Consider the following 23,234-nt stretch of genomic DNA (forward strand, 5'->3'; position numbering starts at 1 on the left):
GCTACGCGTTCATGTAGTCGCCGAGGACGCCGGCGGCCTGGAGCTGCATGGAGTCGCCGTTTGCCCATGTGAACGGGCTAGTTCGGCTGATCGGATCGGACCCCAGGAAGCTACCGTCCGCCTTGAATGAGCAGACCCGCATGTAGCTGGCGTACTGCTCGACAAATGCTGAGAGCCGGCGGCCGGTGCTGCTGTCGACCATCGTCGCCGAACCGACCGGGTGTGGCCCCGGAGCTTGCCAGAAGTCCACAGGCCCTCTGAAAAGAGGGGCGCTCCCGAAGCCGGTAGTGCTCCCGACTCTGAGCGAGAGGTCCAAGCTGACATTCCTGCCGTTGGAGCTGGAGTACCGGCCGGTGCACGTCCCGTTGCCGAGGGTGAAGTCGGTGTACCGGGGCGTGTAGGCGGTCGGCGGGCGGTTCCAGACCACCCAGCCCCCAGACCGGTACATGTACTCAGTCAGGTCGTCCGTGCAGTAGGCCGTCTTGCCGTCGAACGGGTTCGGCAGGGCCTTGACCTCGGCCACGGTCGAGCAGATAGCGGTTACGCCCAGGAGCCCGCTGCCGGAGAACGTCCGCTTGGGGGTCACGTTCGCGGCGGTGATCGTTGCGGCGTTGGCGGCCACGGCAACCGTGGCCAGGAGCAGCTCGAACACTCCTGTTGCCGTCTGCGCAAGGGTGGCCGGCTTCGGGTTGCTGCTCGGCGTGCCCTGCTTGATCTGCAGCGTGATGCGGTTCACGCTGCCGTACTCGAGCTTCAGGATGACCGAGTCGATTCGAGGCTGCGAGCCGCCGCCCAGGATGACAAGAGTCTCGACCGCGGAGCTGCTGTAGTAGTGGCCACGCACGAACGCGGCGCCACCCGGGACCATGACCTTCAGGCCGGTGCTGTTGCCATAGGCGCGGAGATCCGAGCCGGAGGCCACGCCCACCACGCCAGTCTCGAAAGCGTGGCGGAACATCGCGCTGAACTCGGCGTCGGTTGTCGCTCCCTGTGAGGTGGTCGACCCCGGCGCGTAGACGAATGGATAACTGCGCTCAGTCATGAGGCTCCTTCAATGAGAAAGCGCCCACCAAGACGGCGGACGCGGGCGAACGGGGTGCGGCTATTTGGCGTTGCGCTCGAGCGCGGACACGCGAGAGCTGAGCTTCGACTGCCGTGAGGAGAGCAGCGCCTCCCAGTCGAAGCCGGTCGGATCTCCTACCGTCGCCCCGACGATGACGCCCTCGCTGCTGATTGAGATCGGCGTCTCAGTGATCGGCGCTTGGATTTCCTGGTCGCCGACGACGACAGTGATCATGGAGCCCAGCATCCACGCGACGCCGAGGCCGTCCGCGAGGTCGGCCGAGGGCACGACCTCGAGCGACGTGATCGCCTTGCCCTCCTCAGCGAGGATGTCGAGGCCGGCCTGCTGCAGCTCGGCGACGGTCTCAGCGTTGCGCTGGTCGGTGAATCGCTCGCTGCGGCCCCATACTGCGGCCGCCAGCCGGCTCGCGGTCGTGGACACTTCTACGATCAGTCGCGCGGTTCCCTCGCCCTGGCCGGCGGCGATGACGTGGGTGCAGCCCGGCGCGGTGAATCCGTACTTGGCGCGTGATAGCTGGTTGTTGTCGACATCCCACCGTTGCGTCTGCGACACGTCGACGGGCTCGGTGATTCGGAACTGCAGGCCGTCGAGGATCTGCACGACGTCGAAGATGAGGCCCGAGCCCAACGCGATCTCCTGCAGCAGCTCGAGAAGGTTCTGGAACCGCGGACGCTTGGTGAGGCTGGACCCGCGGTTCTGCGTTTCGCCCTCGAGCTGGAACCGCAGCCGGTTGTCAGATAGCCGCCCAGCTGGCGCCCAGTTCAGCGCGGGGGAGCGCAGAGCGCCGTTGCAGATGTTGAACGCCGTGAACTGCCGTAGGAGCGATTCGCCCGTTCCGGTGCGCACGTCGTTCGCACGCGACTGCGACGACGCCTGAGCGTCGGCCAGGGACGGGTCAGGGTAGGCAACCGCGCGGGCCAGGATCACGGCGTCGGAGACGCCCTCGATGGTCCACGTGCCCTCCGGGTCTTCGGGCTTCTGCTCCTGAGCCGCGTAGGTCATGGGCCCGGAGAGAATCACACCATTCATGCCCGTGACGACGATGCCGGCCGAAGGCTGCCGGACTGCCCAACACAGCGGGTGCAGAACCGCCCGGCCGTCCTCGTCCAGGACCTGGTCGGGGAGTTTGATCGACCACGAGCCGACCGTATTCATCCGGGGCACGCAGATGAAGTCGGAGAGGTCCTTGGCGTCGAACTGCCCGACGCGCACGAGATCCGCGCCGCGCACCTCGACCGTGATTGATTCGACATCCATCAGTAAACGGCCTCCCAGCGCGGCTTGTAGTACCCGGTCACACTGGACTGGCCGACGATGATCGTCCGGTATAGCAGCGACTGCGAGTCGTTGGCGGTGCCCGCCCAGCCGGCGAACTCAGACGCGCCATCGAAGTACTCGAGCGGCGCATCCGAGACAATCGCCCTGGATGCCCGCAGGTACGCGCCCGCCGGCCAGGGCTGGCCCGTGACGGAGTCAACGGAGGCCATGATCCGCAGGGCGGCCGCGCCTTCCGGTGCCACGCCGATGTCCTGCTCGGTGAGGACGAGCTGCACCGGAGTGTCCGCGGGGACCTCAACAGCGTCACCGACGAACAGCGGGCCGACAGGCTCGCCGTCAGCGCCCACGAACACGCAGGTGGGATAGAACACCTGCGCCGTGGACGAGAGGATACTCAGGCCCCCGGAGAGCTGTTCCCCGGGGGTCACGGCGACCTCGACCTGCACGGCGGCGTCGGCGACCGACTCGGACGCCCACGACAGTTGCAGGTAGCCGGCGGCAGATCCGTCGAACCCGTTCGACACGCGCACCTCCACCGCGTCAGTCGCGTAGGTCGACCATCCTGTGCCGTTGGTGCGGAGAGCTGGCGAGGTGACACGGTTCGTGGCCACGACATCTGTCGTTGCCACCAGTGTGCCCGCGCTTGCGTTCGCCATGGTGACGTTCACCAGAGACGAGCCGGGGGGCAGCCGCGGGAACTTCGGGGCGCGCCCGAGGGCCGCGTACCGGTTGGTGCCGGACTGGTCCAGGACCTCCACGCCGAGCGCAGTGCGCTCGATGGTGACGACCTCGCCCAGCACCAGGGGCGTCTTGAACTCGAACCCGACCCCGTTGACCGACACCACGACCGGCCCGCCAGGACCGGTGAGTGTCCACGCAAGGTTCGCCTCGACGTCGCCGGGGTTCTCGACCGTGATCGAGTCGGCGGCCGTGGAGGACATCACGTTCAGTTCAGCCAGGTGCGGCAGCAGTCCGTCGATGATGGCCGCGTTCGCCACAGCGAATTGCAGTGCGTCGCGGGCGGTCCAGAACGGGCCCGGGCACTCGATCGACACGAGGAAGTCTGCTGCCAGCGGTAGAGACGACGCTCGGTCGACCTCGAGCCCGGAGTTGTAAACGAACGGCAGCTCGAGGATCTCGCCCGTGGGGTACTCCGCCACCAGCTTCGGCAGCGGCTGCCCCTCGCGAGGCAGCATCACCTGAACCAGCCGGCGGAAGGCCACCTCCGTGTGTGCCCGCGAGGAGCCGCACACGATCACGTTCAGGTCGGCCACGCGGCTGTCGGTCCGCATTCCCCGGTAGGAGGCGCCGGCGGCAGCGCCCCGCGTGAAGCGAGGTACCTTCCTCGGCACGCCCAGGCCCGACGTGCGCGGGCCGCCCATGTAGTCCGAGTGTTGCGTCTCGCCGAGTTCGATCCGGTCAGTTGCAGATTCCAGGAAGAGCCGCACGGTTACCCCACTCTCGCGGCCAAACGACGGCCAGCCTTGAATAGCTTCTCTTCACTGGACAGGCCGGGGTCGCCCGTGGCCGTGTACTGCAGCGTCAATGAACGCTCCTGCGCGGCGGGGGCTCCCGCAGCGCCATACGTGCGCGAACTCAGCCGCGCGGCGGTAGAGCTGGGAACGGTCATCATCGAGTCGAACTGGGCGTCGAGCGCCCTCTCCGACTCGGTCAGACCGGCACCGAATTCCTCGCCGATGGCGAGGCCGGCATTCTTTACCGCTCGCCAGCCGGAGCCGGAGAACGGGCCGCGCTTGGCCGGGCTGTTCGGGAAGAACCCGGCCGCGAAGTCGAGGACCCCGCCGACAGCGTCGCCCACGTTGTCGAACATGCCCCAGATTCCGTCGATGAACCCCTGGATGAGGTCTCGGCCTGAACTCGCCAGCAGCGACCCCATGTTGCCGAGGGCCGACATCGCCCTGCCCGGCAGGTCACCGATGTATCCCACGGCCGTGTTGAGGCCGTTCGACACCGCATTTGACGCGTCGTTCCACATGCCCGAGAAGAACGACACAACGCTCGAGGCGAAACCGGAGACCATTGACACCGCGTTGGAGACGAACCCGCCGATGATGCCGGCCGCTCCGGATACGAATCCGGAGAAGAAGCCGGTCACCTGATCCCACATGCCAGACACTGTTGAGGTGATCGAGCCCGCGAGGCCGACATAGAAGGCGACCAGGCTGTTGATGAAGTCGCTGACCAGGGTGACCGCTCCGGAGATGAATCCGGAGAAGAACTCCGTCACGGTGTTCCACATCCCCGAGATGGTGGTGCCGATCGACACCGCCAGGCCGACGTAGAAGCCGACCAGGCGGCTGATGAAGTCGACCACGAGAGCAACTGCTCCGGATATGAATCCTGCGAAGAAGCTCGTCACGGCCGTCCACATGCCCGAGATGGTGGTGCCGATCGACATCGCGAGGCCGACGTAGAAGCCGACCATGCGGGTTATGAAGTCGACCACCAGCGCGACGGCTCCGGAGATGAACCCGGAGAAGAAGCCGGTCACTGCGGTCCACATGGCCACGACCGTGGCGCCGACGTTGCTGGCGAAGTCCATGAACATGCCCACCGTGTTCGCGAAGAAGTCCACGAACATGCCGATGGTGTTGGTCCCGAAGTCCACGAACATCCCGAAGGTACGTGACGTGAAATCCAGGATCATCCCCACCGTGTTGGTGATGAAGTCCACGAACATGCCCACTGTGTTCGCGAAGAAATCGCGGAACATGCCCATCGTCTGGTTCCACACGACGGCGAGCTGGGCGCCGGCCGCGCCGGATCCGGTGACGAGCTGCACGACCCACGTCAGCAGGTTCGCGATCCAACCGATAACCGCACCGACGACCGTGATTACGAAACCGAGCACCGGCACGAGGAGGTCCGTGAGGACCTGCGCGAGGGCGACGATTGGCGTGATCAGCAGCACGAACAACTGGATCAGCGGGCCGAGGATCGCGCCGGCCAACTGCACCAGGGGGGCGATCAGGCCGATGATCGGGACCAGCAGCGGCAGGACGGCCGCGAGCAGGTCCGAGACAATGCCGATGAGCGAGACGAACAGCGGGAGGATGGCGGCGATTACGGTTCCAAGCAGCGGGCCCATGATGCCGGCCAGCTGCACGATCACGGGCAGCAGCGCGCCGAGGAGCCCACCGATCACGCCGACCAGCGTCCCCGAGAGGGTGGTGAGCACAGGCATCAGTGATGTCAGCGCGCTGGCCAGAGTGCCGCCGAGGGACGTGGCCAGGCCGACGAACGCCGCCACGAGAGTGGGCAGCAGAGGGCCGATGGCCTGGAAGATCAGGGACAGTGGCGAGAACGACTGGATGAGAGTCAGCACCTGCGGCACGAGTGCCGCGAATACTGGCCCCAGGGCGGTGAACACCTGGCCGAACACGCCGCCGATGGTGGAGACCACTGGGCCGAAGCCGGCGGCGAGACCCGGCACGACGAGCATGAAGTCCGCGAGCCTGCTCATGCCGAGGCTGAGGATCGAGAAGACCCCTTCAGCGGCCGGTGCGATCAGGTCCAAGCCGCGGTTCTTGACGAGCACCCACGACTCCGCGAAGTCGCGGGTGTCGGCGGCGACTCCGAGGATGGTGTCACCGCTGGCGCCCGTGGCCGCCATCAGGTCATCGAACGCGATCGTGCCGGACTCGACAGCGCCGATGAACTGCGTCGCACCTCGGGTGCCGAAGATCCCCGACGCGAGGTCGATCGCGGCGGCCTTGTCGCCGGACTGCAGGAGACCTTCGATCTCGCCGGTGACACGCTGGAATGCGGCCTGCGGCTCTTCGCCGTCTTTGGCCAGGGTGACGAGGCCCTTCGACATCGACGCCATGACGGCCGTCGAGTTCAGGCCCGCCTTGTCGAGGCCACCGACTAGGGAGATGGTGTCCTCGAACGAGAAGCCGAGGATCTGCAGCGCGGGGGCCTGCGCCTGGGCGGCGGCCGCGAGTTCGTTCATGCCCACGCCGGTGGCCTGAGACACCCGGAACAGGTTGTCCATCGAGCCAGACACCGCGTCACCCTCGATGCCGAAGGCGGAGAACGCGGCAGTGGTGCCCTGGATGTCGACCTCTTGGCCGAGGATCCGGCCCGCCTCGAGGTACTGGGAGGACACCGTTTCCAGGGTGCCGCCGGTCAGGCCGAGTCGGGTGTTGAGGTCGGCGACGACGGAGCCCGCGGCCTCGAAGCTGGCCGGCACGGTCTTGCCGACATTGCGCGCCGATTCCGACAGCCCCTCGAGCGCCTCGCCGGTCGCTCCGGTGCCGACACGGATCGTGTCTGTCACCTCATCGAATACCGAGCCGATTTCGTAGAGCTTCTTGAACCCGCCAATGACCGCGCCCACGACCGCGCCGGCCGCCAGCACCTTGCCGAAGGATGCTCCGAAGAGCCCTCCGGCCTGGGTGCCGGCAGCCGTGGCGCCGGGCAGCACGCCGTCCGTGATGGACTTCTGCGCACCGTCTGTGGAGACCGTGAGTTCAAGCCAGCCTGTCGCGAGTTTTGCGCCTTCACCGGCCACCGGTCACCACCTTCTATCTGGGTTTGTATTTCGCCAGTCGGCGGTCCATCTCTTCGATGGACATTGAGTCGCCCAGCTGCTTCGGCGCGCCCTTCACGGACATGCCGGGGATGCTGATCGGCTCGGGCTTGGGCGCCTTGCGGTCCTGGCCGAGCTGCCACGACATCCCCCGGAGCGTGTTGAGCACTCCAACGAGCAGGTAGTCCGCCGCCTCGTACTCCGCGGCCGGCCCACGCTGGGCCCGCCGGAACGCCGAGTCCATCGGCGAGTGCTTCAGGATCACGAACAGGTCGTGCCAGGTCAGAGCCGGGGAGCCCAAATCCCGCAGGCGCAGGCCGCGGTCGAGTAGGTCGTACTCGATGGCCTCCTCGAACTCGTCTAGGACTCGGAGGAGGCCTCGGATTCCCCCAACTTCACGCCGTTGTGCGCGTAGAAGTCGAGCTGGAACTGCTTGAATTCGGCCTTGTTCATGCTGTCGATCGCGTCGAGAGACTCCTCGTCCGCGAGGATCTCGATCATCGTGAAGAACTGGTCAGACTCCGACTTGTGCCGGTTCTTACGCGCGAAACCAACCTGGAGCACGTCTGCGGCGTCGGCCAGCTGGAACTCCTCACCTCCCTGTCGGAATGTGAATCCGCCGTGGGCGGCCTTCGTCGCCTTGGGGAGGTGGTCCTGGGGCTTGCGGGGTGCTGCCATGATGCTGACTCCTTCTCTTGCTGACCCTTGCGAAATGAAACATGCGACCGGGGCGAAGGGTCAGCAAAAACCCCGGCCGCATGGATGTGCTCTACGCCTCGGCGAGGACCTTGCGGCCGTCGTCCCAGTACTCGTAGAAGTAGTTGCCCTCGGCGTCGGGGAACAGGGTGATCGTCACGCCGCGCGCGGCAATGTCGTCGTCCTTGTACTCCACGTCGTCGCGCTCACCGATCTGCGCGTCGGGGAACTCGATGCGGCCTTTCGCGTCGCCCGAGAACACCTCGATGATCCAGGCCTTGTGCGGCGAAGGAGCCGACTTGCCGATGATCGCGAGCTTGTTGCCGGCCTCGGCGGTGGCGGCGGTAAACGTCACGTTCTCGTCGCCGTAGATGAGCGCCTGCGTGAGCGCGTTCAGGTACTCGGCCAGGGTGAACTTCGCCGTGAACTCGGTGGACTTGACGATGGTGATGAGAGGGTCGCCACCCCATGCCCGCTTGGTTTCGGCGTCGGGCTTCTCCTGGCGGCTGAACCCGGAGTCTCCGAGGTAGCCGACCGAGACGAACAGTGCGTCGGGCGGGGTCGACTCGTCGGTGGGTAGCTCGGTGCCGACCGGCGCGACAAGGATGCCGCCCGATACCGCCGGCTTACCGACAATCGCGTTGCTTGCGTTGTTGGACATGATTCCCCTTTCGTGGGAGATAGGAAAACCCCTCCCACGAAAGGGGAAGGGGGTACTGGGGGAGGCGCCCAGGCGGGCGCTGTGAGGGCTGGGAGCTAGGTCAGCGCCGAGTACCTCACCCGGACGCCCATCAGCGCCCGGTAGCGCTCCTGCGCCGTCGTCGGGTCGGGTAGATGGGAAGGGGCACCGATGGTGGTCACGCCGAACAGGACGCCGTGCTGGTCTTTCAGCACCGCGCGGGCCAGCCGTACGAGCAGCGCCGCACGCGGAGCGGTTGCCGCCCACCCCTCGAGGTAGATCGAGCAGTTGTCCGAGATGATCGTTTCCTCAGTGCCGCCGAACAGCTCGATGCGGATAAACTCCGGCGGCCGCGGGTTCGCGACCTTCGTAGAGATCGGCACGCCAGGCAGCAGCCCGACCAGTCCGCCCTTGAGCGCGGCAACGACGAGCGCCTCCACATCGGGAGGCCCGAGAAGCTCGGCCATCAGCTGCGTCCAGCGTCGAAGGCGCGAGTGAGCGCCTGGTCTTCGGCCTCAGCCTTCATCGCGTCCATCGTGGCCGTGACCACGACGACGCGCGCTCGGGTCTGACCCGTGGCATTGATCACCAGGAAGTCCTCGGCACCGCCGGCCGCGGCCGAGATGGCGTTCGCTCGCTTCATCAGGTCGCCCTGAACGTCCGGGCTGCGCCGCACCTCGTTGAACCCGGGGATGTTGATCTCTAGACGGAACTTGGACACGGCTATCCCTCCCATGTCTTTAGCAAAATGAGGGTGTGGTCGAGGAAACCCAGGCCGTTGTCGTTCGCTGCCGGCTCACCGTCCACCGAGTAGGTGGTGCCTCGGTACTCGACGTCGTCAGTGGCGAGCACGTCGACCCCAGGAGGGGCGAAGATGGTGTGCTGAATCAGCGTCGCGTCGCGGCCCACGAGCACCTCGTCGGTTGCACCGGGCTGGCCCGCGCACCCGTCGATAGGCAGCCGGTCCGGGTTGTTCCGATCCGGTGCGAGGTTGCCGTGCCCGTCATCCACCAGGGGATAGCGGACGCGCGTGATCGAGGACATGGCGAACACCTCCGCGATCACGAGCGGCCGTCCTTGAGCTGGTATCTGGCCACGCACTCCGCCCACCGCTGAGTCACCCCAACGGAGGCCTGCACGCCGAACGTGACCGACTGCGCACCGAGCGACGCCTGCTGGACACCGGCGAGCACCTTGTACTGCAGCTCGGCCTGCTCGAGCACAGCGTCCTCGATGTCGCCGGGAACCTGGTCGTACCCGTGCGAGTACGTGACCTGCACGTTTCCGAGGTCGTCTGGCCACCCCGCGGGGCGGCGCAGGATGCCCCGCGCCGCCGACGTGCGGTAGTCCGTGATGGGAACCCCGTCGATCTCCACTGCCGTGGTGCCGATGACGGGCGCCGCCGGAAGGAGGAGGGCTCGTGACCCGTCTCCGTCCAGCAGCACCACGTCGTCGGAGACCCGCGAGACGGGGTGACCGACTGCGCCCCTAAACCGGGCCGACGCTCTCTTCAGCGCCAGCAGCAGCTTCGCGTCCGTTGCCGGCTTTCCGGTCAGGGTTGCGAGGTCGGCCACGCTTGCCAGCGCTGGCAGGGTTGTCTCCGGCATCAGTCACCGCCTCCTCTTTCACAACGAGCCCGCGCCGCTGCGCGTCCTCGGGTCGGTACCGGACGTTGCCGATGATGATCATCAGCCGGCGATGAGGTCGATCACGCACAGACGGGCAGCGTTGCGGATCAGCTGCACAGCCCGCTCCTCCGCACGGATGTACGTCAGGTTGCGCTGCGCGTAGTCCTTGTGCTGGTTGAACGCGAGCACGTTCAGCTCCTCGAGGGAGAGCAGGTGGATCGTGGCGAAGTCGCCGATGATCGCCTGTCCGACCTCGACGGCCTGCGAGCTGATTCGCTCGTAGCCCCACGCGGTGGACGGTCCGCCGGAGAACGGGCCGTTGCCGAGGTAGCGCTCGTTCAGGTCCTTGAGCAGGTCCCACGCTTCGTCGTCCTCGGGGTTGAGGAGCACGCCACGGATGGTCGAGCCGGAGGTGACACGCAGCTTGGTGATCGCCTTGCGCACCGTGGTGGGCACGTCGACGGCGAACGCCTGCTGCAGCACGCCCGAGGTGTTGAGCACACCGGCCGGCTCGTCAGCGGTGCCGGCACCGTTGAGCAGGATGTTCTCGATCTCGATCTCGAGGTTCTCCCGCAGGGTCGAGTCGATGAGCGAGGTGATCACCCCGTCGTCGGACAGCTCCTGGTTGGTGACCTCCATGCCGTCCGCGTAGGTGTAGGCCTTCGCGTCGGCCGTGGTGGTGGTCAGCGTGGACAGAGGCTTGAGGCCGGTCGCCGCGGTGGTGCCCGTGGTCGTGGTGGCCTCGGCCACGATAGACGCGTTGTTGGTCTTGCTGACGATCTGGCGGTACTGGAACCAGGGGAGGTTCGTGTTGCCGCGGGTGATCAGGTCGAGCAGGCGCCGCTCGGGGCGGTAGACCAGATCGTCGATCTCGTTGGTGCGCACGGCGCGGGAGTTGCCAGCACCAGCGGTGCCGAGCGGGTCGGCCTTGCGGATGATGCCGCCGATCTTGTCGGCCTTGATGGAGATCGGGGTGTCCTTGCCGACACCGGACGGGTGCGCGGTGCGGAAGCCCTTGTAGGCGTCCGACTTCACGAACCGTTCACCGAGCGATCCGCCCAGCTGCAGGTCGGCGTCGGGCTTGGCGATCGGGGCGGTCTTCGCGATGTCGGCGAGGGAGGCGGAGACGCCGGCGCGCTTGGCGATGGTGTCCTCCAGCACGCTCTTGCGCAGCACGATCTCATCGATGCGGGCAATGTCCGCCTCGGTGAAGTCGCTCTTGGTGGACAGTTTCGCGGCCTCAGCAACAAGGGCGGCGAGTTCGAGCTTGGGGTCCATTTTCAGGAGTCCTTTCCGATAAGTAGTGCAATTGCCTTGGCCCTTGCGGCTGGCAAAACGAAAGGCCCCGGAGTCTCCGAGGCCTTGCTGGTGTCTTCGTTCCCGTTGCCGGGCGGTGAAGCCTTGTTCACTGCACCGAGGATCTCGGTCAGTTGGTCTTTGATGTGGGTCAGCGAGAGCGTGAGCAGCCCGCCGTCCTTGGCCACGCGGGCGTCGAAGTCGGCCTTGATCGAGATCAGCGCCGTCTCGGTGTTCGCGCCCCGGAGAGTGGGCCCGACCTCGATGAGGTCAAGCTCTTTGAGGTGCCAGACGGTCGATCCGTCTGCGAGCGTCTCCATCGAGTAGCCGTCCTCGGGCGAGGACGCGACGAAAGAGAACTGCGTGACCCGGCCCGCCTTCATCAGCTTGTAGACCTGGGCCGCGGTGGGATTGGAGAGGTCGAGCTGGCCCACGATCTTCAGGCCCGCTTCGGTCTCCTCTGCCTTGACCACGCCGCCGAGGTGCGCGAACGGGTCTTCCCACATATGGGACCAGACGATCGGGATCGGTTGCCCCTTCTCCGCCCACGCCTCGAGCGTGTTGGTGAACGCGCCGGCGTCGATGATGTCGCCCTGGCTGTCGACGTTGCCGAACACGGCCACGAGCGCCTCGAACGTGCCCTCGTCGGAGTTCTCTGTGACGGTCGCGGTCGCGTCAAACGCGGCCCGCTTTATTCTTGCTGCCATATCTCCACTCCTAAAATCGGTATTCGAGGCCGCATGTGCAGCCCGCTACTTCGTCGACGTCGCCGCCATCACCGGGCCACATGAGCCCGTTACTGAACGGCTGATCGACCTTCGCCGTCTCGCCGTCCATCGCCGCATGAGAGGGGCGAGGGTTTCCGGAGTTGACGATCCAGACCTTCTCATTGAGGCCCGAGGCCTTGGCTGCGTCGCGGCTGCCGAAGCCGAGTGAGTCCGCGACTACGGATCCCGCCCAGGCCACCGCGGCCACGCTAGCCAGGACTTCGAATGCGCCAGAGATGCCGTCTGAATCGTCGGGGTCCACCTCAGCGACAGCCGCGATGACACCCTCGTTGATTCCGACCGCGGCACGCTCGGCCATCTTCGCCACGTACGGGCGCATGACGTCCTCCGCGAACCCATCGCCGGACGGGTTGAACTCGGCGAGGACGGCCGCGGCGCCCGCCGCAGCAGAGCGCCACGCGGATCCGCTCACGGCATCGGCCATCACGTCATCCCACGCCTGGTGGAACGCCTCCGGGTCGACATCGCTGCCGGCCAGCTCCTGCTCTTGCTGCCGGTAGACACGCTCGATGGCCTTCGTCAGCCGCTCACGCTCCGTCTCCGGCGTCGCAGCCTTCGAAACGAGCGCCCGCTTGCCGCCGGATTTCACTGGCGCGAGAGCAGGCGTTGGGGCCGTGTCCTGCGGTGAGGCCAGACCCCCCTCGGTGACGTTCATCGGCACGATCAGTTCCTCAGTGCCGTCGACGTAGGACAGGTTCATCCGGGCGCGAGCCTCAGACCTGAGCATCCACGGCCCGCCCACCGAAGTGGACAGGATCTGTGCCTGCTCGAGGAAGCTGCCATTCAGCGCGGACTCGCGGTCGAGCTCGGCGTACACGCCGGGCTTCTCGGCCAGGCTCGGCACCAGTTCCTGGTTGACCACCTGCTGGAACTCTTCCAGCCGCGGGCCCAGCGCCGGCCCGAACAGCATTTGCCGGAAAGCGGCGATGTTCGAGAACGTGCCTTGCCGGGCGCCGACCAGTTCGGGCGGGATGTGGAACGCCGACGCAACCTCGGAGTCGGTGAGCTGGCGCCCCTCGATATCCTTCGCGTCGATGGGCTTGATCGTCTCGAGCACCTCGTACTCCATGCCGTCATCGAAGACCGGCGAGCCGCCGGCGTTCGTGTCGCGCCACTTGCGGAACTCCTCCACGAACCGGTCTCGGGTCGCGTCGTTCTTCCACTGTGACCCGGCGGGCCGCTTGATGTAGCCGTTGAACTTCGGGCTGTTCTTCCACTGCGCACGCCGCCACTCCACGGCGTTCTTCTGCTCCTCGAGCAGCGCGTGCAGGGTGACCAGAGGGGAGACGCCGAGCGATCCGCTGGGCGACCAGCCAGAGCCCAGCGCTATCGGCATGTCCGTGATGTCGAGGACGCCGCGGGAGTGCTTGACGCCGACCCGCTCGATGTTGCCGAGGATGTCGGCTTCGATGTCGAGGATTCGCGGCGAGATGCGCTGCAGCTTGTCGCCGATCAGGGCGACACACCAGACGTCATACAGGCAGGAGTCAATGACCACGTCGTGCCAGAGCTTGTAGCCGGACACGAACCGGCGCGGGTTGTTCAGGTTCGACTCCACGGGGGAGCCGGCCATGCGGCGGCGGTCGGTATCCGTGACCCGCTGGTACGCATGCCAGGGGACCGACGCGTGGTTGCGGGCGATGAACCCGACGACCTTGCGCACGGACGGCTGAGTGCGCCAGATCTGCAGCGGGTCGATCGGGCCCATGCTCAGCGACGACAGCGGGACGCCCGGGTCGGAGACCGGGATGCCCCACGTCGTCTTCGTCGGGATGCCCGACCCGATAGTGACCACGCCACCTGAAGAGACAGCCACCATCACGTCACCTGCACAATCATGATCTTCGTTACGGGGACGACGACCACGCCATCGGCGGGCGTCGGCCCCTGCGACTGCAGGAACTCCGCGTCACGCAGCCGCAGCGACTTGCGCGACCACGACCAGAGAGCAGTACCCGACAGGGCCGACCCATCCGACAGCGACACGAGCAGGTGCTTACCTGGCCAAAAAAACATGCGGGCTCCTCACGCGATAATCAAGCTGTGTTCCTCGTCGTACGCCGACTGGAGGATCTCTTCATTCATGGCTTCGGAAAGCGCGTCGACCAGGGCGGCCACGCCGTCGATCTTGTCGCCCGATTTCTTCTTGGACGGCTTGACGTTCTCGGCCGCGTCGATCTCCACGCCGAGGTTGTCCACACACCAGCGCGTCACGGGGTTGCCGCCGTGCATCATCATCGGCTTCGATGGCTTGCCCATGAGGACCAAGCGCTGCAGCATCTTCGTCGGCGGGGAAAGCGTCAGGAAACCCTGTCGCACCTTCACCAAGTTCATGCCGTCAGCGGCCAAATCGTTCGTCAGCTGCGAAGCGTTGAACGGGTCGAAGCCGATGGACAGGATCCGGAACTTCTCCGAGTCGAGACCGATCTGCGTGCGGATGTAGTCGTAATCCTGGACGTTGCCGGGCGTGACGGTCAGCCATCCGTCCTTCACCCACTGCGAAGCGGCCCCATTCGTGCGCTTATCGAGCGCTCGGACGTTGTCCTCGGGTGTCCAGTAGCGCCAGATGGCCTTGTAGGAGCCGTCAGATTGGGGGAAAAGGAGGCACAGAGAGGACAGGTCAGACACTGACGCGAGGTCGAGGCCGCCGTAGCACTCCTCACCCTTCAGCGAAAGCTCCGATATGAGGCCCTGATTGCGATCCCAGGCGTGCAGATCGATGTATTTCGTCTCCTGTTTCGTCCGCACATTGAGGTTCAGACGGGAGAAACGGGCGAGATTGGCGGGGGAGGCCTTCGCTTTCTGCGACTCGGCGTCCATAAACGCCTTCGTCGGCGAGATCCCGTAGCCGGGGTTGGCCATCCGGTGCGTCTCTTCGGCGTGCGGGTCGGACCCCTCGGGCGCCGCGAAGATCACGGCGTACTCAGACGGAGACTTGATCGCACCGCGGCAGAGCTGCTCGACCGTCGCACGCTTCTGCGCGTAGGGCGTGAGCTGACCGCCGTCGTCGGCGGTCGTGATGATGAACCCCAGCGGCTGGTCACGCGCACCGGTGCCGGACTCGAGCGCATCGATCACGCTCATGTCCTTGTGCACGTGCATTTCGTCGGCGATGTATCCGTTCGGGTTGGTGCCCTGCAGCAGGTCACCGATCGAGCCGACCGCCATCATGAACGACTGGTCGACCTCGCGGACGATCTCCTTCTGCATGGCCTTGATGCCGGCGGCCTGGAAGTCGGGCGAGTTCTTCGCGATCAGCTTGGCCGGCCGGTACGCGTTCATTGCCTGGTTCTTGGAAGCGGCCGCGGCGATGACCTGGGCGCCGGACTCACCGTCGCCGAATGCGAGGTACAGGCCGATGCCGGCGGCGATCGTCGTCTTGCCGTTCTTGCGGGGGACCTCCACCCACACGGAGCGGATAATCCGGAGCACACGACCGAAGGTGTCGCGCTTCACCCACCCGAAGATCGGGGCGATGATGTACGCGACCTGCCACGGGTCGGGCGTCAGGGGGTGACCGGCCCACTTCCCCTGGGTGTGACGCATGCGCTTGAGCGCGTCGATGACCTTGTCTACCCGGGCGGGGTCGAAGTACGCACCGCGAACGGTGCGCGGCTCCTTCGTTCGCCACAGCGGACGCTGCAGCGGGGTGATCTTGTAGCCCCGGTCGGCCAGATACCACTCGACCTCGGGCGACAGGTCCGCCGAATAGGTCTTAGCCGCTGACCGCGAACGGGTTGCCTGCACCATCCGCGTCCTCCTTCGACATCGAAACGCGAGCACGCGCCACGAACGAAAGGCCCAGCTCCTTTGCGAACTGGAGGAACGCAGTCGAGTGATCGCGGAAGACTTGCGACGCGGGGTTCTTCATCTCGCGGTCGTTCTTCGCGTCGTACGTCGTGGGCCCGTTCTCGAACAGGTCGTCGGACGCCTTCACCGCGGCGAGGTAGTGACGGATGGCCAGCTCGAGCGTGGCGCCGTCGACGGCGGCGATGAGGCCGGCGTCATCGAGCTGCTGCGCCAGCGTGTCCCACATTGCGGACACGGCCTCGGGCAGATCCGCCGGTTTCGTCGGCTGCGTCGGGCTGATACGAGAGTGCATCGACTTCACATCGAGCTTTTTGTCCGTCACCAGGCGCAGTTTCGGGGGCAGTTTCAGCTGTGAAACAGGGCCTCGAGTGCCCATAGCACACCTCCGAATCACAGATAAAAAGGGGTAAAACTCACACGCACACGAGCAGAGCTACCAGCGACGCGCTTCTGATGAATCGCCTGGCAAATCTCAACTCCCCTACCCCCTGTGTGGGGTTAGGCGGGGTGGGACTTGCTTCGGCGAGAGCGGGCCATGCGTGCGAGGTCTTCGGTGGTCTTCGTGTCATCACATGGGATGCAGAGGGCCCAACCGTTCGACGGGTCGTAGAGAGCGCCGCCTTCACCGACTGGCACCTTGTGGTCTGAACGCTTGGCAGGTGACTGACCGCAGTTCTCGCACAGCTTCGTGCCGCCTGTCGGATCGGTCATCACCTTCTTGCGCCACTGGTACTCGAGGGAACGATCCATCTGCAGCGTGTGCTGTGACGGGTTCTCCCACGCCTTGCGCTGATGAGCTGGGCACTTGCCCTTGAACGTGGACACCGCACCACACAGTGGATCAGAGCAGCGGGGGGCTGGCGTGCTGGGGATGGTGGCCTCCTGGGCGTTAGCGGGAGCGCAGCGGTCGGCCGTCGTGGGGCCCCGTACGCGAGCTGGCAGTACGCTGTGATGCGGACTTGACATAGGGGGACGCGATGCTGGCATTGGCACAAGACGCCGAGGTAAGAGACGCGTGGGTAGAGGTTTTACGAACTGCGGTGCCGGCCTTCGCGCTTCTCTTTGGGCCTGCGGTAGCGGTCTTCAATGCACATGCAGGATCCTTGCGGAAGTCGGAACGGCTCAGCGACATTGCGGGCAAGATGACGGACTCGTCGGAGCGCAGCCTCATCGAGGATCTACGGGATGACTATGCAACCACGTGGGCGCTGAAGCAAATGGCGCCACAGCACAACGGCCTACGTGGCGCTACGGTCGCCATTTACGCTTTGGCCGGGGTAATCCTTCTGGCGTGGATGATCATCTCGGCATCCAGCGAAGACAACCTCTTCAGTTGGTCGCTCTACGCCGTGGGGATTGTGGTCGTTTCCGTCGCCTTCCTCCTGCAGCAGCGCCGAAATGCCAAGCGGATGAAGTGGATGCGGGACGAGCGGGGGAAACGCTACATGAGGCCGCCGCTGCATTCGCGCCTGCTGGTGGCAGCAAACGCCGGCACATAGCGGCTACCGCTATGTACTGAGGGTCAGAGCAGCGCGGCGGCGGTGCAATCGGCGTACGGACACCCTCCCAGTTCAATCAGTAATAGCGCGTGGCTGCTCTTCCCGAATGAGAGCTGCCGTTACTGATCGCTGGCCGCTTCGCGCTGGGTCTCACGTTGCTCGTTCTGAAGCGCGTCCCAAAGGAGATTGACGACGATGAGGAGTGAGATGGCGACATAGGACAGGCAGGTTGCGCTCAGCCCGCTTAGAGCACGAGCCCACAAGTCCACGGCAACTGTTGGGCACTGGAGATTCAGGTTAGCGAGGATGAAGACTGCGATGGCCGCGAGCACGGAGACGAGAAGACTGACGAGGATGTGAGCCGCTGCCTCGTTCAGGGACCGAACGTCAATCTCATCCACTCGCCTGTACCGGGTCAGGATGCGCTCGCGCCAGCTGGCGACCTGTGCGAATCCCGTAAGCAAAGCGCCCGCCAGCAGCGCACAGGCTGCTAGTAGCTGATCGGCCTGAGTGAAGGTCAGGCCGAATCCAAAGACAAGTCCACCGACGATCAGGGGCAGGCCGAAGAGAACTACTCGCGTGGGTACGTCGGCGGGCTCTGTTCCCGAAAGCCTTCGCTTACGTAGGCCTTCGACTAACGCTCCTATTAGCGGTCGGGGATCGAGTCTCTCAGGCAAGAATCCACCTCACGGGCATCAATTTTCTGGACCTCGAGTCGCTCTTGTCGAGCGATAGTCGCGACTCTTGGTGCGACACGATCGTAATAGTAGTAAGTGTCGGGACTTGAGTCCGCGACCGGATACGTGAAAACGTCCCGAAGAGTATCAACGGCGATAGTCGTCGTTTCATGGGCGTCGCTCCGAACGCTGATCGCAGCACTCTCATAGCGGTCACCCTCGTCCTCTTCCAACAGGTCTCGTTCGTACAGCAAAGCAGCAAGCTCCGACACTCCCTCAGTCTGGGACGTGGACTCACCCTTGCGAAGGCGGCCGGCCCACTTACGACCGATCCCGCGACCTACCTTCTTGACGTCGGCGTCTCGCAGGGTGATCTTTAGAATTCGATCTACTGTCGGGCGGTTAGAACCGCGATTTGACGCCACGGTGCTCTTGAAGGTTGCAGTGGCCGAGTCAGCTGAGCTAAGAATCGAGTCGAGGTATTCGTTGTCAGCGGCTTGCTTCGCGTCGAAAAGCAAACGCGCATGCGCTTGTCGAGGTGGGGGCGTCACTCCGCTAGCTCGAATCGTCGCACGCTCGTTTCTTTCCTGCTCCTCGGCCTCTTGACGGCGGCGTAGGCTCTCGCGCGACAGCATACTCAGGAGTCGACGGTGGGGGTCGCGGCGGTGAATCACTTCGACGATGAGGAGAAACCTCGTGTCAGTTCCTTTCGGAAACAGGAGGGTTACCTTGTGATCCGCTTCGGGTGACCACCCCTCGAGGTTTTTCGGCTTTTTACTTGCTCTCGTGGCCATGCGATGGCTTCCGGTCTCTCCCATGGCCACTGAGACATGGACCAGATCCGCGCGCACGACGTACGGCTCGTGCACCGTAAGCGTCACCGTGGGCTTGGACGGGCTGCCGTCGGCAGGCACACGCCCTTCGAAGCTTTGGGTTCCACGTTCCTGCAATCGTTCGAGTAGCTCGATGACTTCGTTCCGAACTGCTGAGGATTTGGAGACGTTTAGAGGATCTTTGTCCTTTTTTTGATTGGGATACGCCTGGACAACGAATACGCGGAAACCGTGGGCTCTGGCCATGAGGACAAACTACTAGTTGACCGCCGAGCGACGAGACCGAACTCGGGCGGATGGCGACACGGGCGGGGCAGGCAGGCCGGGACAATGTCCGCGCCGCGCCCTGCCCCGCCTGGTGCCCGCCGACCACATCAGTCCCGGAATGCGAATGCTCACCCGGCGCCCGGTATGTACGCGCGCGCGTAGTCAACGTCGCGTCGTCCCGAGGGCCGGGGAACTGGAGGGCTGCAGCAGTGTGGACTGGGGCGGCGGGCGTATCCGGCCGGGGGCACCCAGCCGGAAGCATCGGTTAAATGCAGAAGGCCCGCCGTTTCCGGTGGGCCCACTTCTGCACTACGTGAATCGTAGCAGTTTCTTTCGCGGGTTTCGCATGAATGTCAAGTCGTGTCTTGCGTGCACGTGTGGACCGGGCACGCCTCGATCTTGTCGAGACGCAGTTTCCAGACCTTGCCGGACGGCGCATTCCCGCACAGAGCGAATCCCTTGGCCCGCGCCTCGGCCTCAGTGCTTGCAATTACCTCCACGGGAACTGCGCGGCCCCAATCGTCGTAGTAGTAGCCGGTCGGGTCCGAGTAGATGCGACGGAACTTGAACAGTGATCCGGTCGGCGATGGAGGAACGGTCGCCGCGATGACTGCCGCCTGTGCGGCCACCTCGGCGTCGTGCTTGGCAAGCCAGCGGTCGAACTTCACCGCTTCATCGTCAGAGAACTCCATCTGAGTACTGGTCACAGGAATGAACGCGACGGCGTTCCGCACGTCTTGGTCACGCATCGGTTGCTCCTTCGGTGCCGGCGCTGGTGGAGGAAAGGATGGTCAGCGGAGCGAACTTGCGGGCAACCCACTCCGAGCCGAACGCCGCCGACTCATAGCCGCACCACAGGCCGCCGCGGTACTGCATCACGTCGCCGTACTTATCGATGACGACCGTGCGGTCCGGTAATGCGTCGATCTCGTGCGCGTCGGTGACCGTGCGTGGCTTGGTGGCGGCTTCGAGCGCCCGCTCCGCAGCCTTGCGCGCCACGAACAGGATGTCGGTGTCCTGGACGTACTTCACGTTGGCGGCCTCGACCATGCCCAGGAGCTGGGCGTTGTACCTGTCGGCGAATTCGAGGGCCTCCAGCACCCGGTCGCCCAGCGTGGCGGACCGGCAGATGCACCACCCCTCGGCGAACAGGTCACGTACCTCGGCGATCAGATCCGTGTACTTCGTCCCCGCTGCCGATGGCGCCGGCTGTCGCTGCTCCCGGTCCGCTGCCTCGGCGGCCTCGATGTCCAACCTGGTCACCCGGTCGGTGTGCTCTTCGTCCTGCATCATGCGGTCCTCCTCGCTGCTCTGGGACGCCCTACCCGGGCACCCGACTTCTTCGCTGCCTCGAGCAGCCGATCCTCCCGACACAGGTCGAGCGTGAACGTCAACAGCTCGCGCTCCTCCCACCGGTAGATCGTGGATAGGGACTTGCCGACCCGCACCGCGGCGGCCTTCCTCGTGAGGAACTTCATGCGGCCTTGCCCTCCTTCTTGCTGAATGCGACAGCCCACAGGCCGTCGTCGTCGTCGTCGTGCTTCTCCCACCCGCACTTTGCGCAGAGGTAGCGGGTGGGCCCGCCCTCGCGACGAGGCGGAATGACCTTCACCGCACGCATCCCGCACGCCACCTCGGGGCACGGCTGCGCAGCCCAGAACGCCTGGTCCTCGGTCGGCCACCGCCGCACCGCCCGGAGGATCGTCCACGCGTCCTTGTGCTCCTCCGGCGGCATGTCGATCACGTCAGCGCACAGTCCCCGGATCATGTCCCTGTCGTTGGCCAGTACGTCGAGCATCCCGACGATGGCTTCCACAGCGTCGAGCGCGTGGCCGTGGGCGGCGTCCGACTCCTCGCCAGGCTCGAGGCCCACGATGCGCAGCCCCGCCCAGCGCCGGAGAATCCGGATCATGTCGTCCGAGGCGTCGATGAGATCCGCCTTCACCGGGGCCGGCGCAGCATCCGACGCCGATCCGCTCACCATCTCCTGGTCGTACACGGCAGCTTTGAGCGGATCAGCCTGCGAGCGGATAAGCGCAATCACGTCTGGCGCCGCCTCGAGCGTGGTCAGGAGCCGCTTGTGGCACCGATCGCAGATGAGAGCACCATCCCGCGCCACCGTGGGCACACAGCCCCGGCAGCCGTCCTCGTCGACATCCCCGAAGTTGGGGCACGCCGCGAAGTGGACACCGCGGACCGTGCAACCACGGACGCACACACGCTCGATCATCAGAACGGGGTCTCGTCGGAGAAGTTACCCGGGGTCTCCCGGACGTCGGCACCAGCGGTGCCGGCCACGGGGGCAGTCGGTGCCCACGGCTCGTCGTTCCCCTGCGGCGAGGACGGGGCCGCACCCCGAGCTGCAGCAGACTGTGCCCGGGTGAGCGACGCCGTGGTGTACCGCAGCGACGGGCCGATCTCGTCAATCTCTAACTCCATGCTGGTGCGCTTCTCGCCCTCCTTCGTCTCGTACGAGCGTTGCTTGAGGCGACCCGACGCGATCACCCTGCTGCCCTTCGTGAGAGAGCCGGCCACGTGCTCCGCGAACTCCCGCCACACCGACGCCCGCAGGAACAGCGCCTCGCCGTCCTTCCACTCGCTCGTCGCCCGGTCGAAGTTCCTCGGTGTCGACGCGATCGTGAAGTTCGCCACCGCCAGGCCGTTCTGCGTGTACCGCAGCTCCGGGTCGGACGTGAGGTTTCCCACGACCGTGATTACAGTTTCTCCAGCCATCAGATGGCCTCGCTTTCTGGTTTGGTGATTGCGTTTCGGGGCCTGCCACGTTTCGTCACGGGCGGCAGGTGTAGCTGGTTTCGACGTTGAAAGACCGTGCCCGCGCTCACGCCGAGCTGAGCCGCGATCCGACCGTCCGTCAGGCCCTGCCCGTGGAGCTTTGCCACCGAGACGAACTGCTCGTCACGATCGCGGCGGATCATCGCCCTCGATCGCTTCGGCATCGGCTTCGGTACGTACTTCGGCTTGGGCTTCGGTGAGGTCACTGGCTCCGGAATGGGTGCCGGCTGCATCCTCGGCTTCGGCGGAGTTGCGAGAGCGTGCCGTACGAGCTGCTCGACCAGGACGTGTGACTGAATGCCCCGGTTGTCCGCGATCGCCGCCAGTGCCCTGTACTCGTGGGCCGCGAGGTCGAGGACGATGGATACCCGGCTCATGACTTGGCCTTCTCGAACCGTGGCGCCGCGTGCCGGCCGCACTGGCACTTGTGCAGCTCCCGGCGGTGGCAGTCGCGGCTCTTGCACTGGTCGCACTCCAGCGACAGGTCCGAGATCCGCAGCACGTTGACGGTCGTGCCGTCGTCGCGGGTCATGGGCATCGATGCCGGGGGAGTGAGGTCGGCCGGTGCGTAGACGGTGACGCGGATCAGGTTCCGGCTCGAGTACGTGTAGCTGGTGTCCATCAGTCATCCGCCTCTCGAAACGTGGGACGACTGCTGACGAGCTGCTGATCCGACCATGACCTGTGACGTAGCCGAGCGGTGCCGCAGTTCCTGCAGGGGGAGTTGGTCCCTTGAGGATGCGAGCGACAGAACGGTGAAGGTGGTGTATCCGGATCGGTTCGCGAGTTCTCCCCCTCGGCACTCTCCCGAGCCCACTCGGCATCCCTCCACGCACCCTCTCCCTCCGACCCTCTCTCGCTCTCTCTTCTCTCTCCCTCCCCAGCCGCGAATTGATCCGGAACGTTTCCGGATGGATTCCGGACGGGTGCCGGCTGGATCCGCGACTCCGCTGGATGGTCCACACGCGGCCACTCGGTGATCTGGAAGTACGTACGCGGGCCCACCTGATACAGCACCAGGTAGCCGGCGTACGCCAGCTCGAGTAGGTGCGTCGTGATAACCGAGTCCGTCACGTCCTCGTCCAGCGCCCACAGCGCTGCCTTGATCAGCGCCGGCGTCGCCGACTCCCGGCCGTGATCGTCGGCGTACAGCCGCAACCCGATCGCCGTCAGCCTCGTGGCCTTCGACAGCGCCCCCAGATCCTCGTCCCGGAACATCTCCGGCAGGATGTCCCTCTTCCTTTTCATACCCATAGCGCCTGATTCCCTGCATCATCGTCTTGATTGCCCGGCCCAAACTCGCGGCCGTGACCTTGAAACACTCCGTGAACCCGCGCCCGCCCTTGAGCAGGTG

Annotated in this window: 29 protein-coding genes; 1 reads left to right on the top strand and 28 read right to left on the bottom strand. The window is 65.4% G+C overall.

Annotation, left to right across the window (positions count from 1 at the left end; genetic code table 11):
* Position 1 precedes the first annotated feature (1 nt).
* From ACU5E9_RS16375 to ACU5E9_RS16460, 18 genes are all read right to left on the bottom strand, one after another.
* Positions 2-1,042 (bottom strand): hypothetical protein, encoded by a 1,041-nt coding sequence (locus tag ACU5E9_RS16375; protein ID WP_456810953.1) that lies wholly within the window; start codon positions 1,040-1,042, stop codon positions 2-4.
* 60 nt (positions 1,043-1,102) lie between these two features.
* Positions 1,103-2,341 carry a Gp37-like protein gene (locus tag ACU5E9_RS16380; RefSeq protein WP_456810954.1) on the bottom strand — a complete coding sequence of 413 codons (1,239 nt, stop codon included), beginning with the start codon at positions 2,339-2,341 and terminating at the stop codon, positions 1,103-1,105.
* On the bottom strand, positions 2,341-3,654 hold the full coding sequence (locus tag ACU5E9_RS16385; RefSeq protein WP_456810955.1) for a hypothetical protein: 1,314 nt from the start codon (positions 3,652-3,654) through the stop codon (positions 2,341-2,343). The genes ACU5E9_RS16380 and ACU5E9_RS16385 overlap by 1 nt, the downstream gene beginning before the upstream one ends.
* A 158-nt stretch (positions 3,655-3,812) precedes the next feature.
* A complete protein-coding gene (locus tag ACU5E9_RS16390) occupies positions 3,813-6,896 on the bottom strand; it encodes a phage tail tape measure protein (RefSeq protein WP_456810956.1) in 3,084 nt (1,027 codons plus the stop codon).
* 13 nt (positions 6,897-6,909) lie between these two features.
* Entirely contained in the window at positions 6,910-7,179 is a 270-nt protein-coding gene (locus ACU5E9_RS16395) for a hypothetical protein (RefSeq protein ID WP_456810957.1), read from the bottom strand.
* 95 nt (positions 7,180-7,274) lie between these two features.
* On the bottom strand, positions 7,275-7,592 hold the full coding sequence (locus tag ACU5E9_RS16400; RefSeq protein ID WP_456810958.1) for a hypothetical protein: 318 nt from the start codon (positions 7,590-7,592) through the stop codon (positions 7,275-7,277).
* A 91-nt stretch (positions 7,593-7,683) separates the two neighbouring features.
* Positions 7,684-8,271, bottom strand: a complete 588-nt coding sequence (locus tag ACU5E9_RS16405; RefSeq protein ID WP_456810959.1) for a phage tail tube protein — start codon at positions 8,269-8,271, stop codon at positions 7,684-7,686.
* Between the two features lie 95 nt (positions 8,272-8,366).
* Positions 8,367-8,756: a hypothetical protein gene (locus ACU5E9_RS16410; RefSeq protein WP_456810960.1), complete on the bottom strand. Its 390-nt coding sequence runs from the start codon at positions 8,754-8,756 to the stop codon at positions 8,367-8,369.
* Positions 8,756-9,010, bottom strand: coding sequence for a hypothetical protein (locus ACU5E9_RS16415; RefSeq protein ID WP_456810961.1), 255 nt, complete (start codon positions 9,008-9,010; stop codon positions 8,756-8,758). Before ACU5E9_RS16415 ends, ACU5E9_RS16410 begins: the two co-directional genes overlap by 1 nt.
* Positions 9,011-9,012: 2 nt before the next feature.
* A complete protein-coding gene (locus ACU5E9_RS16420; protein WP_456810962.1) occupies positions 9,013-9,354 on the bottom strand; it encodes a hypothetical protein in 342 nt (113 codons plus the stop codon).
* Positions 9,351-9,896, bottom strand: coding sequence for a hypothetical protein (locus tag ACU5E9_RS16425; RefSeq protein WP_456810963.1), 546 nt, complete (start codon positions 9,894-9,896; stop codon positions 9,351-9,353). The genes ACU5E9_RS16420 and ACU5E9_RS16425 overlap by 4 nt, the downstream gene beginning before the upstream one ends.
* An 81-nt stretch (positions 9,897-9,977) precedes the next feature.
* Positions 9,978-11,195 (bottom strand): phage major capsid family protein, encoded by a 1,218-nt coding sequence (locus ACU5E9_RS16430; protein WP_456810964.1) that lies wholly within the window; start codon positions 11,193-11,195, stop codon positions 9,978-9,980.
* A 2-nt stretch (positions 11,196-11,197) separates the two neighbouring features.
* Positions 11,198-11,920, bottom strand: coding sequence for an HK97 family phage prohead protease (locus ACU5E9_RS16435; protein WP_456810965.1), 723 nt, complete (start codon positions 11,918-11,920; stop codon positions 11,198-11,200).
* A gap of 10 nt (positions 11,921-11,930) precedes the next feature.
* Complete coding sequence (locus ACU5E9_RS16440; protein WP_456810966.1) at positions 11,931-13,796, bottom strand: phage portal protein; 1,866 nt, start codon at positions 13,794-13,796, stop codon at positions 11,931-11,933.
* A gap of 23 nt (positions 13,797-13,819) precedes the next feature.
* The gene (locus tag ACU5E9_RS16445; RefSeq protein WP_456810967.1) at positions 13,820-14,017 is read right to left on the bottom strand and encodes a hypothetical protein; all 198 of its coding nucleotides are present in this window, start codon (positions 14,015-14,017) and stop codon (positions 13,820-13,822) included.
* A gap of 9 nt (positions 14,018-14,026) precedes the next feature.
* Complete coding sequence (locus tag ACU5E9_RS16450) at positions 14,027-15,751, bottom strand: terminase large subunit (RefSeq protein WP_456810968.1); 1,725 nt, start codon at positions 15,749-15,751, stop codon at positions 14,027-14,029.
* Positions 15,717-16,133, bottom strand: a complete 417-nt coding sequence (locus tag ACU5E9_RS16455) for a phage terminase small subunit P27 family (protein WP_456810969.1) — start codon at positions 16,131-16,133, stop codon at positions 15,717-15,719. Before ACU5E9_RS16455 ends, ACU5E9_RS16450 begins: the two co-directional genes overlap by 35 nt.
* Before the next feature lie 176 nt (positions 16,134-16,309).
* A complete protein-coding gene (locus ACU5E9_RS16460) occupies positions 16,310-16,636 on the bottom strand; it encodes a hypothetical protein (RefSeq protein ID WP_456810970.1) in 327 nt (108 codons plus the stop codon).
* 152 nt (positions 16,637-16,788) lie between these two features.
* Here ACU5E9_RS16460 and ACU5E9_RS16465 point away from each other — a divergent pair, with 152 nt between their 5' ends.
* Positions 16,789-17,310, top strand: coding sequence for a hypothetical protein (locus tag ACU5E9_RS16465; RefSeq protein ID WP_456810971.1), 522 nt, complete (start codon positions 16,789-16,791; stop codon positions 17,308-17,310).
* A gap of 119 nt (positions 17,311-17,429) precedes the next feature.
* Here the strand turns inward: ACU5E9_RS16465 and ACU5E9_RS16470 are convergent, their stop codons facing one another.
* The 10 genes from ACU5E9_RS16470 to ACU5E9_RS16515 all read right to left on the bottom strand — a co-directional run bounded on the left by ACU5E9_RS16470 (position 17,430) and on the right by ACU5E9_RS16515 (position 23,128).
* Entirely contained in the window at positions 17,430-17,987 is a 558-nt protein-coding gene (locus ACU5E9_RS16470) for a hypothetical protein (protein WP_456810972.1), read from the bottom strand.
* Positions 17,957-19,066, bottom strand: a complete 1,110-nt coding sequence (locus ACU5E9_RS16475; RefSeq protein WP_456810973.1) for a hypothetical protein — start codon at positions 19,064-19,066, stop codon at positions 17,957-17,959. The genes ACU5E9_RS16470 and ACU5E9_RS16475 overlap by 31 nt, the downstream gene beginning before the upstream one ends.
* Positions 19,067-19,440: 374 nt before the next feature.
* On the bottom strand, positions 19,441-19,836 hold the full coding sequence (locus ACU5E9_RS16480) for a hypothetical protein (protein WP_456810974.1): 396 nt from the start codon (positions 19,834-19,836) through the stop codon (positions 19,441-19,443).
* A complete protein-coding gene (locus tag ACU5E9_RS16485; RefSeq protein ID WP_456810975.1) occupies positions 19,829-20,380 on the bottom strand; it encodes a hypothetical protein in 552 nt (183 codons plus the stop codon). Before ACU5E9_RS16485 ends, ACU5E9_RS16480 begins: the two co-directional genes overlap by 8 nt.
* Positions 20,377-20,565 carry a hypothetical protein gene (locus tag ACU5E9_RS16490; protein ID WP_456810976.1) on the bottom strand — a complete coding sequence of 63 codons (189 nt, stop codon included), beginning with the start codon at positions 20,563-20,565 and terminating at the stop codon, positions 20,377-20,379. Before ACU5E9_RS16490 ends, ACU5E9_RS16485 begins: the two co-directional genes overlap by 4 nt.
* Positions 20,562-21,317, bottom strand: coding sequence for a hypothetical protein (locus tag ACU5E9_RS16495; protein WP_456810977.1), 756 nt, complete (start codon positions 21,315-21,317; stop codon positions 20,562-20,564). Before ACU5E9_RS16495 ends, ACU5E9_RS16490 begins: the two co-directional genes overlap by 4 nt.
* On the bottom strand, positions 21,317-21,820 hold the full coding sequence (locus tag ACU5E9_RS16500) for a single-stranded DNA-binding protein (RefSeq protein ID WP_456810978.1): 504 nt from the start codon (positions 21,818-21,820) through the stop codon (positions 21,317-21,319). The genes ACU5E9_RS16495 and ACU5E9_RS16500 overlap by 1 nt, the downstream gene beginning before the upstream one ends.
* Complete coding sequence (locus tag ACU5E9_RS16505; protein ID WP_456810979.1) at positions 21,820-22,257, bottom strand: hypothetical protein; 438 nt, start codon at positions 22,255-22,257, stop codon at positions 21,820-21,822. Before ACU5E9_RS16505 ends, ACU5E9_RS16500 begins: the two co-directional genes overlap by 1 nt.
* Complete coding sequence (locus ACU5E9_RS16510) at positions 22,254-22,502, bottom strand: hypothetical protein (protein ID WP_456810980.1); 249 nt, start codon at positions 22,500-22,502, stop codon at positions 22,254-22,256. The genes ACU5E9_RS16505 and ACU5E9_RS16510 overlap by 4 nt, the downstream gene beginning before the upstream one ends.
* Positions 22,502-23,128 carry a hypothetical protein gene (locus tag ACU5E9_RS16515; RefSeq protein ID WP_456810981.1) on the bottom strand — a complete coding sequence of 209 codons (627 nt, stop codon included), beginning with the start codon at positions 23,126-23,128 and terminating at the stop codon, positions 22,502-22,504. The genes ACU5E9_RS16510 and ACU5E9_RS16515 overlap by 1 nt, the downstream gene beginning before the upstream one ends.
* Positions 23,129-23,234: the final 106 nt, after the last annotated feature.

The sequence above is a fragment of the Cryobacterium sp. AP23 genome (genome assembly GCF_054075385.1).

What these genes read in the sequence shown, in the direction of transcription:
- ACU5E9_RS16375 (WP_456810953.1), bottom strand. Translation starts at nt 1,042, where the DNA reads ATGACTGAGCGCAGTTATCCATTCGTCTACGCGCCGGGGTCGACCACC.
- ACU5E9_RS16380 (WP_456810954.1), bottom strand. Translation starts at nt 2,341, where the DNA reads ATGGATGTCGAATCAATCACGGTCGAGGTGCGCGGCGCGGATCTCGTG.
- ACU5E9_RS16385 (WP_456810955.1), bottom strand. Translation starts at nt 3,654, where the DNA reads ATGCGGACCGACAGCCGCGTGGCCGACCTGAACGTGATCGTGTGCGGC.
- ACU5E9_RS16400 (WP_456810958.1), bottom strand. Translation starts at nt 7,592, where the DNA reads ATGGCAGCACCCCGCAAGCCCCAGGACCACCTCCCCAAGGCGACGAAG.
- ACU5E9_RS16405 (WP_456810959.1), bottom strand. Translation starts at nt 8,271, where the DNA reads ATGTCCAACAACGCAAGCAACGCGATTGTCGGTAAGCCGGCGGTATCG.
- ACU5E9_RS16410 (WP_456810960.1), bottom strand. Translation starts at nt 8,756, where the DNA reads ATGGCCGAGCTTCTCGGGCCTCCCGATGTGGAGGCGCTCGTCGTTGCC.
- ACU5E9_RS16425 (WP_456810963.1), bottom strand. Translation starts at nt 9,896, where the DNA reads ATGCCGGAGACAACCCTGCCAGCGCTGGCAAGCGTGGCCGACCTCGCA.
- ACU5E9_RS16430 (WP_456810964.1), bottom strand. Translation starts at nt 11,195, where the DNA reads ATGGACCCCAAGCTCGAACTCGCCGCCCTTGTTGCTGAGGCCGCGAAA.
- ACU5E9_RS16435 (WP_456810965.1), bottom strand. Translation starts at nt 11,920, where the DNA reads ATGGCAGCAAGAATAAAGCGGGCCGCGTTTGACGCGACCGCGACCGTC.
- ACU5E9_RS16445 (WP_456810967.1), bottom strand. Translation starts at nt 14,017, where the DNA reads ATGTTTTTTTGGCCAGGTAAGCACCTGCTCGTGTCGCTGTCGGATGGG.
- ACU5E9_RS16450 (WP_456810968.1), bottom strand. Translation starts at nt 15,751, where the DNA reads ATGGTGCAGGCAACCCGTTCGCGGTCAGCGGCTAAGACCTATTCGGCG.
- ACU5E9_RS16465 (WP_456810971.1), top strand. Translation starts at nt 16,789, where the DNA reads ATGCTGGCATTGGCACAAGACGCCGAGGTAAGAGACGCGTGGGTAGAG.
- ACU5E9_RS16475 (WP_456810973.1), bottom strand. Translation starts at nt 19,066, where the DNA reads ATGGCCAGAGCCCACGGTTTCCGCGTATTCGTTGTCCAGGCGTATCCC.
- ACU5E9_RS16480 (WP_456810974.1), bottom strand. Translation starts at nt 19,836, where the DNA reads ATGCGTGACCAAGACGTGCGGAACGCCGTCGCGTTCATTCCTGTGACC.
- ACU5E9_RS16485 (WP_456810975.1), bottom strand. Translation starts at nt 20,380, where the DNA reads ATGATGCAGGACGAAGAGCACACCGACCGGGTGACCAGGTTGGACATC.
- ACU5E9_RS16490 (WP_456810976.1), bottom strand. Translation starts at nt 20,565, where the DNA reads ATGAAGTTCCTCACGAGGAAGGCCGCCGCGGTGCGGGTCGGCAAGTCC.
- ACU5E9_RS16495 (WP_456810977.1), bottom strand. Translation starts at nt 21,317, where the DNA reads ATGATCGAGCGTGTGTGCGTCCGTGGTTGCACGGTCCGCGGTGTCCAC.
- ACU5E9_RS16500 (WP_456810978.1), bottom strand. Translation starts at nt 21,820, where the DNA reads ATGGCTGGAGAAACTGTAATCACGGTCGTGGGAAACCTCACGTCCGAC.
- ACU5E9_RS16505 (WP_456810979.1), bottom strand. Translation starts at nt 22,257, where the DNA reads ATGAGCCGGGTATCCATCGTCCTCGACCTCGCGGCCCACGAGTACAGG.
- ACU5E9_RS16510 (WP_456810980.1), bottom strand. Translation starts at nt 22,502, where the DNA reads ATGGACACCAGCTACACGTACTCGAGCCGGAACCTGATCCGCGTCACC.
- ACU5E9_RS16515 (WP_456810981.1), bottom strand. Translation starts at nt 23,128, where the DNA reads ATGAAAAGGAAGAGGGACATCCTGCCGGAGATGTTCCGGGACGAGGAT.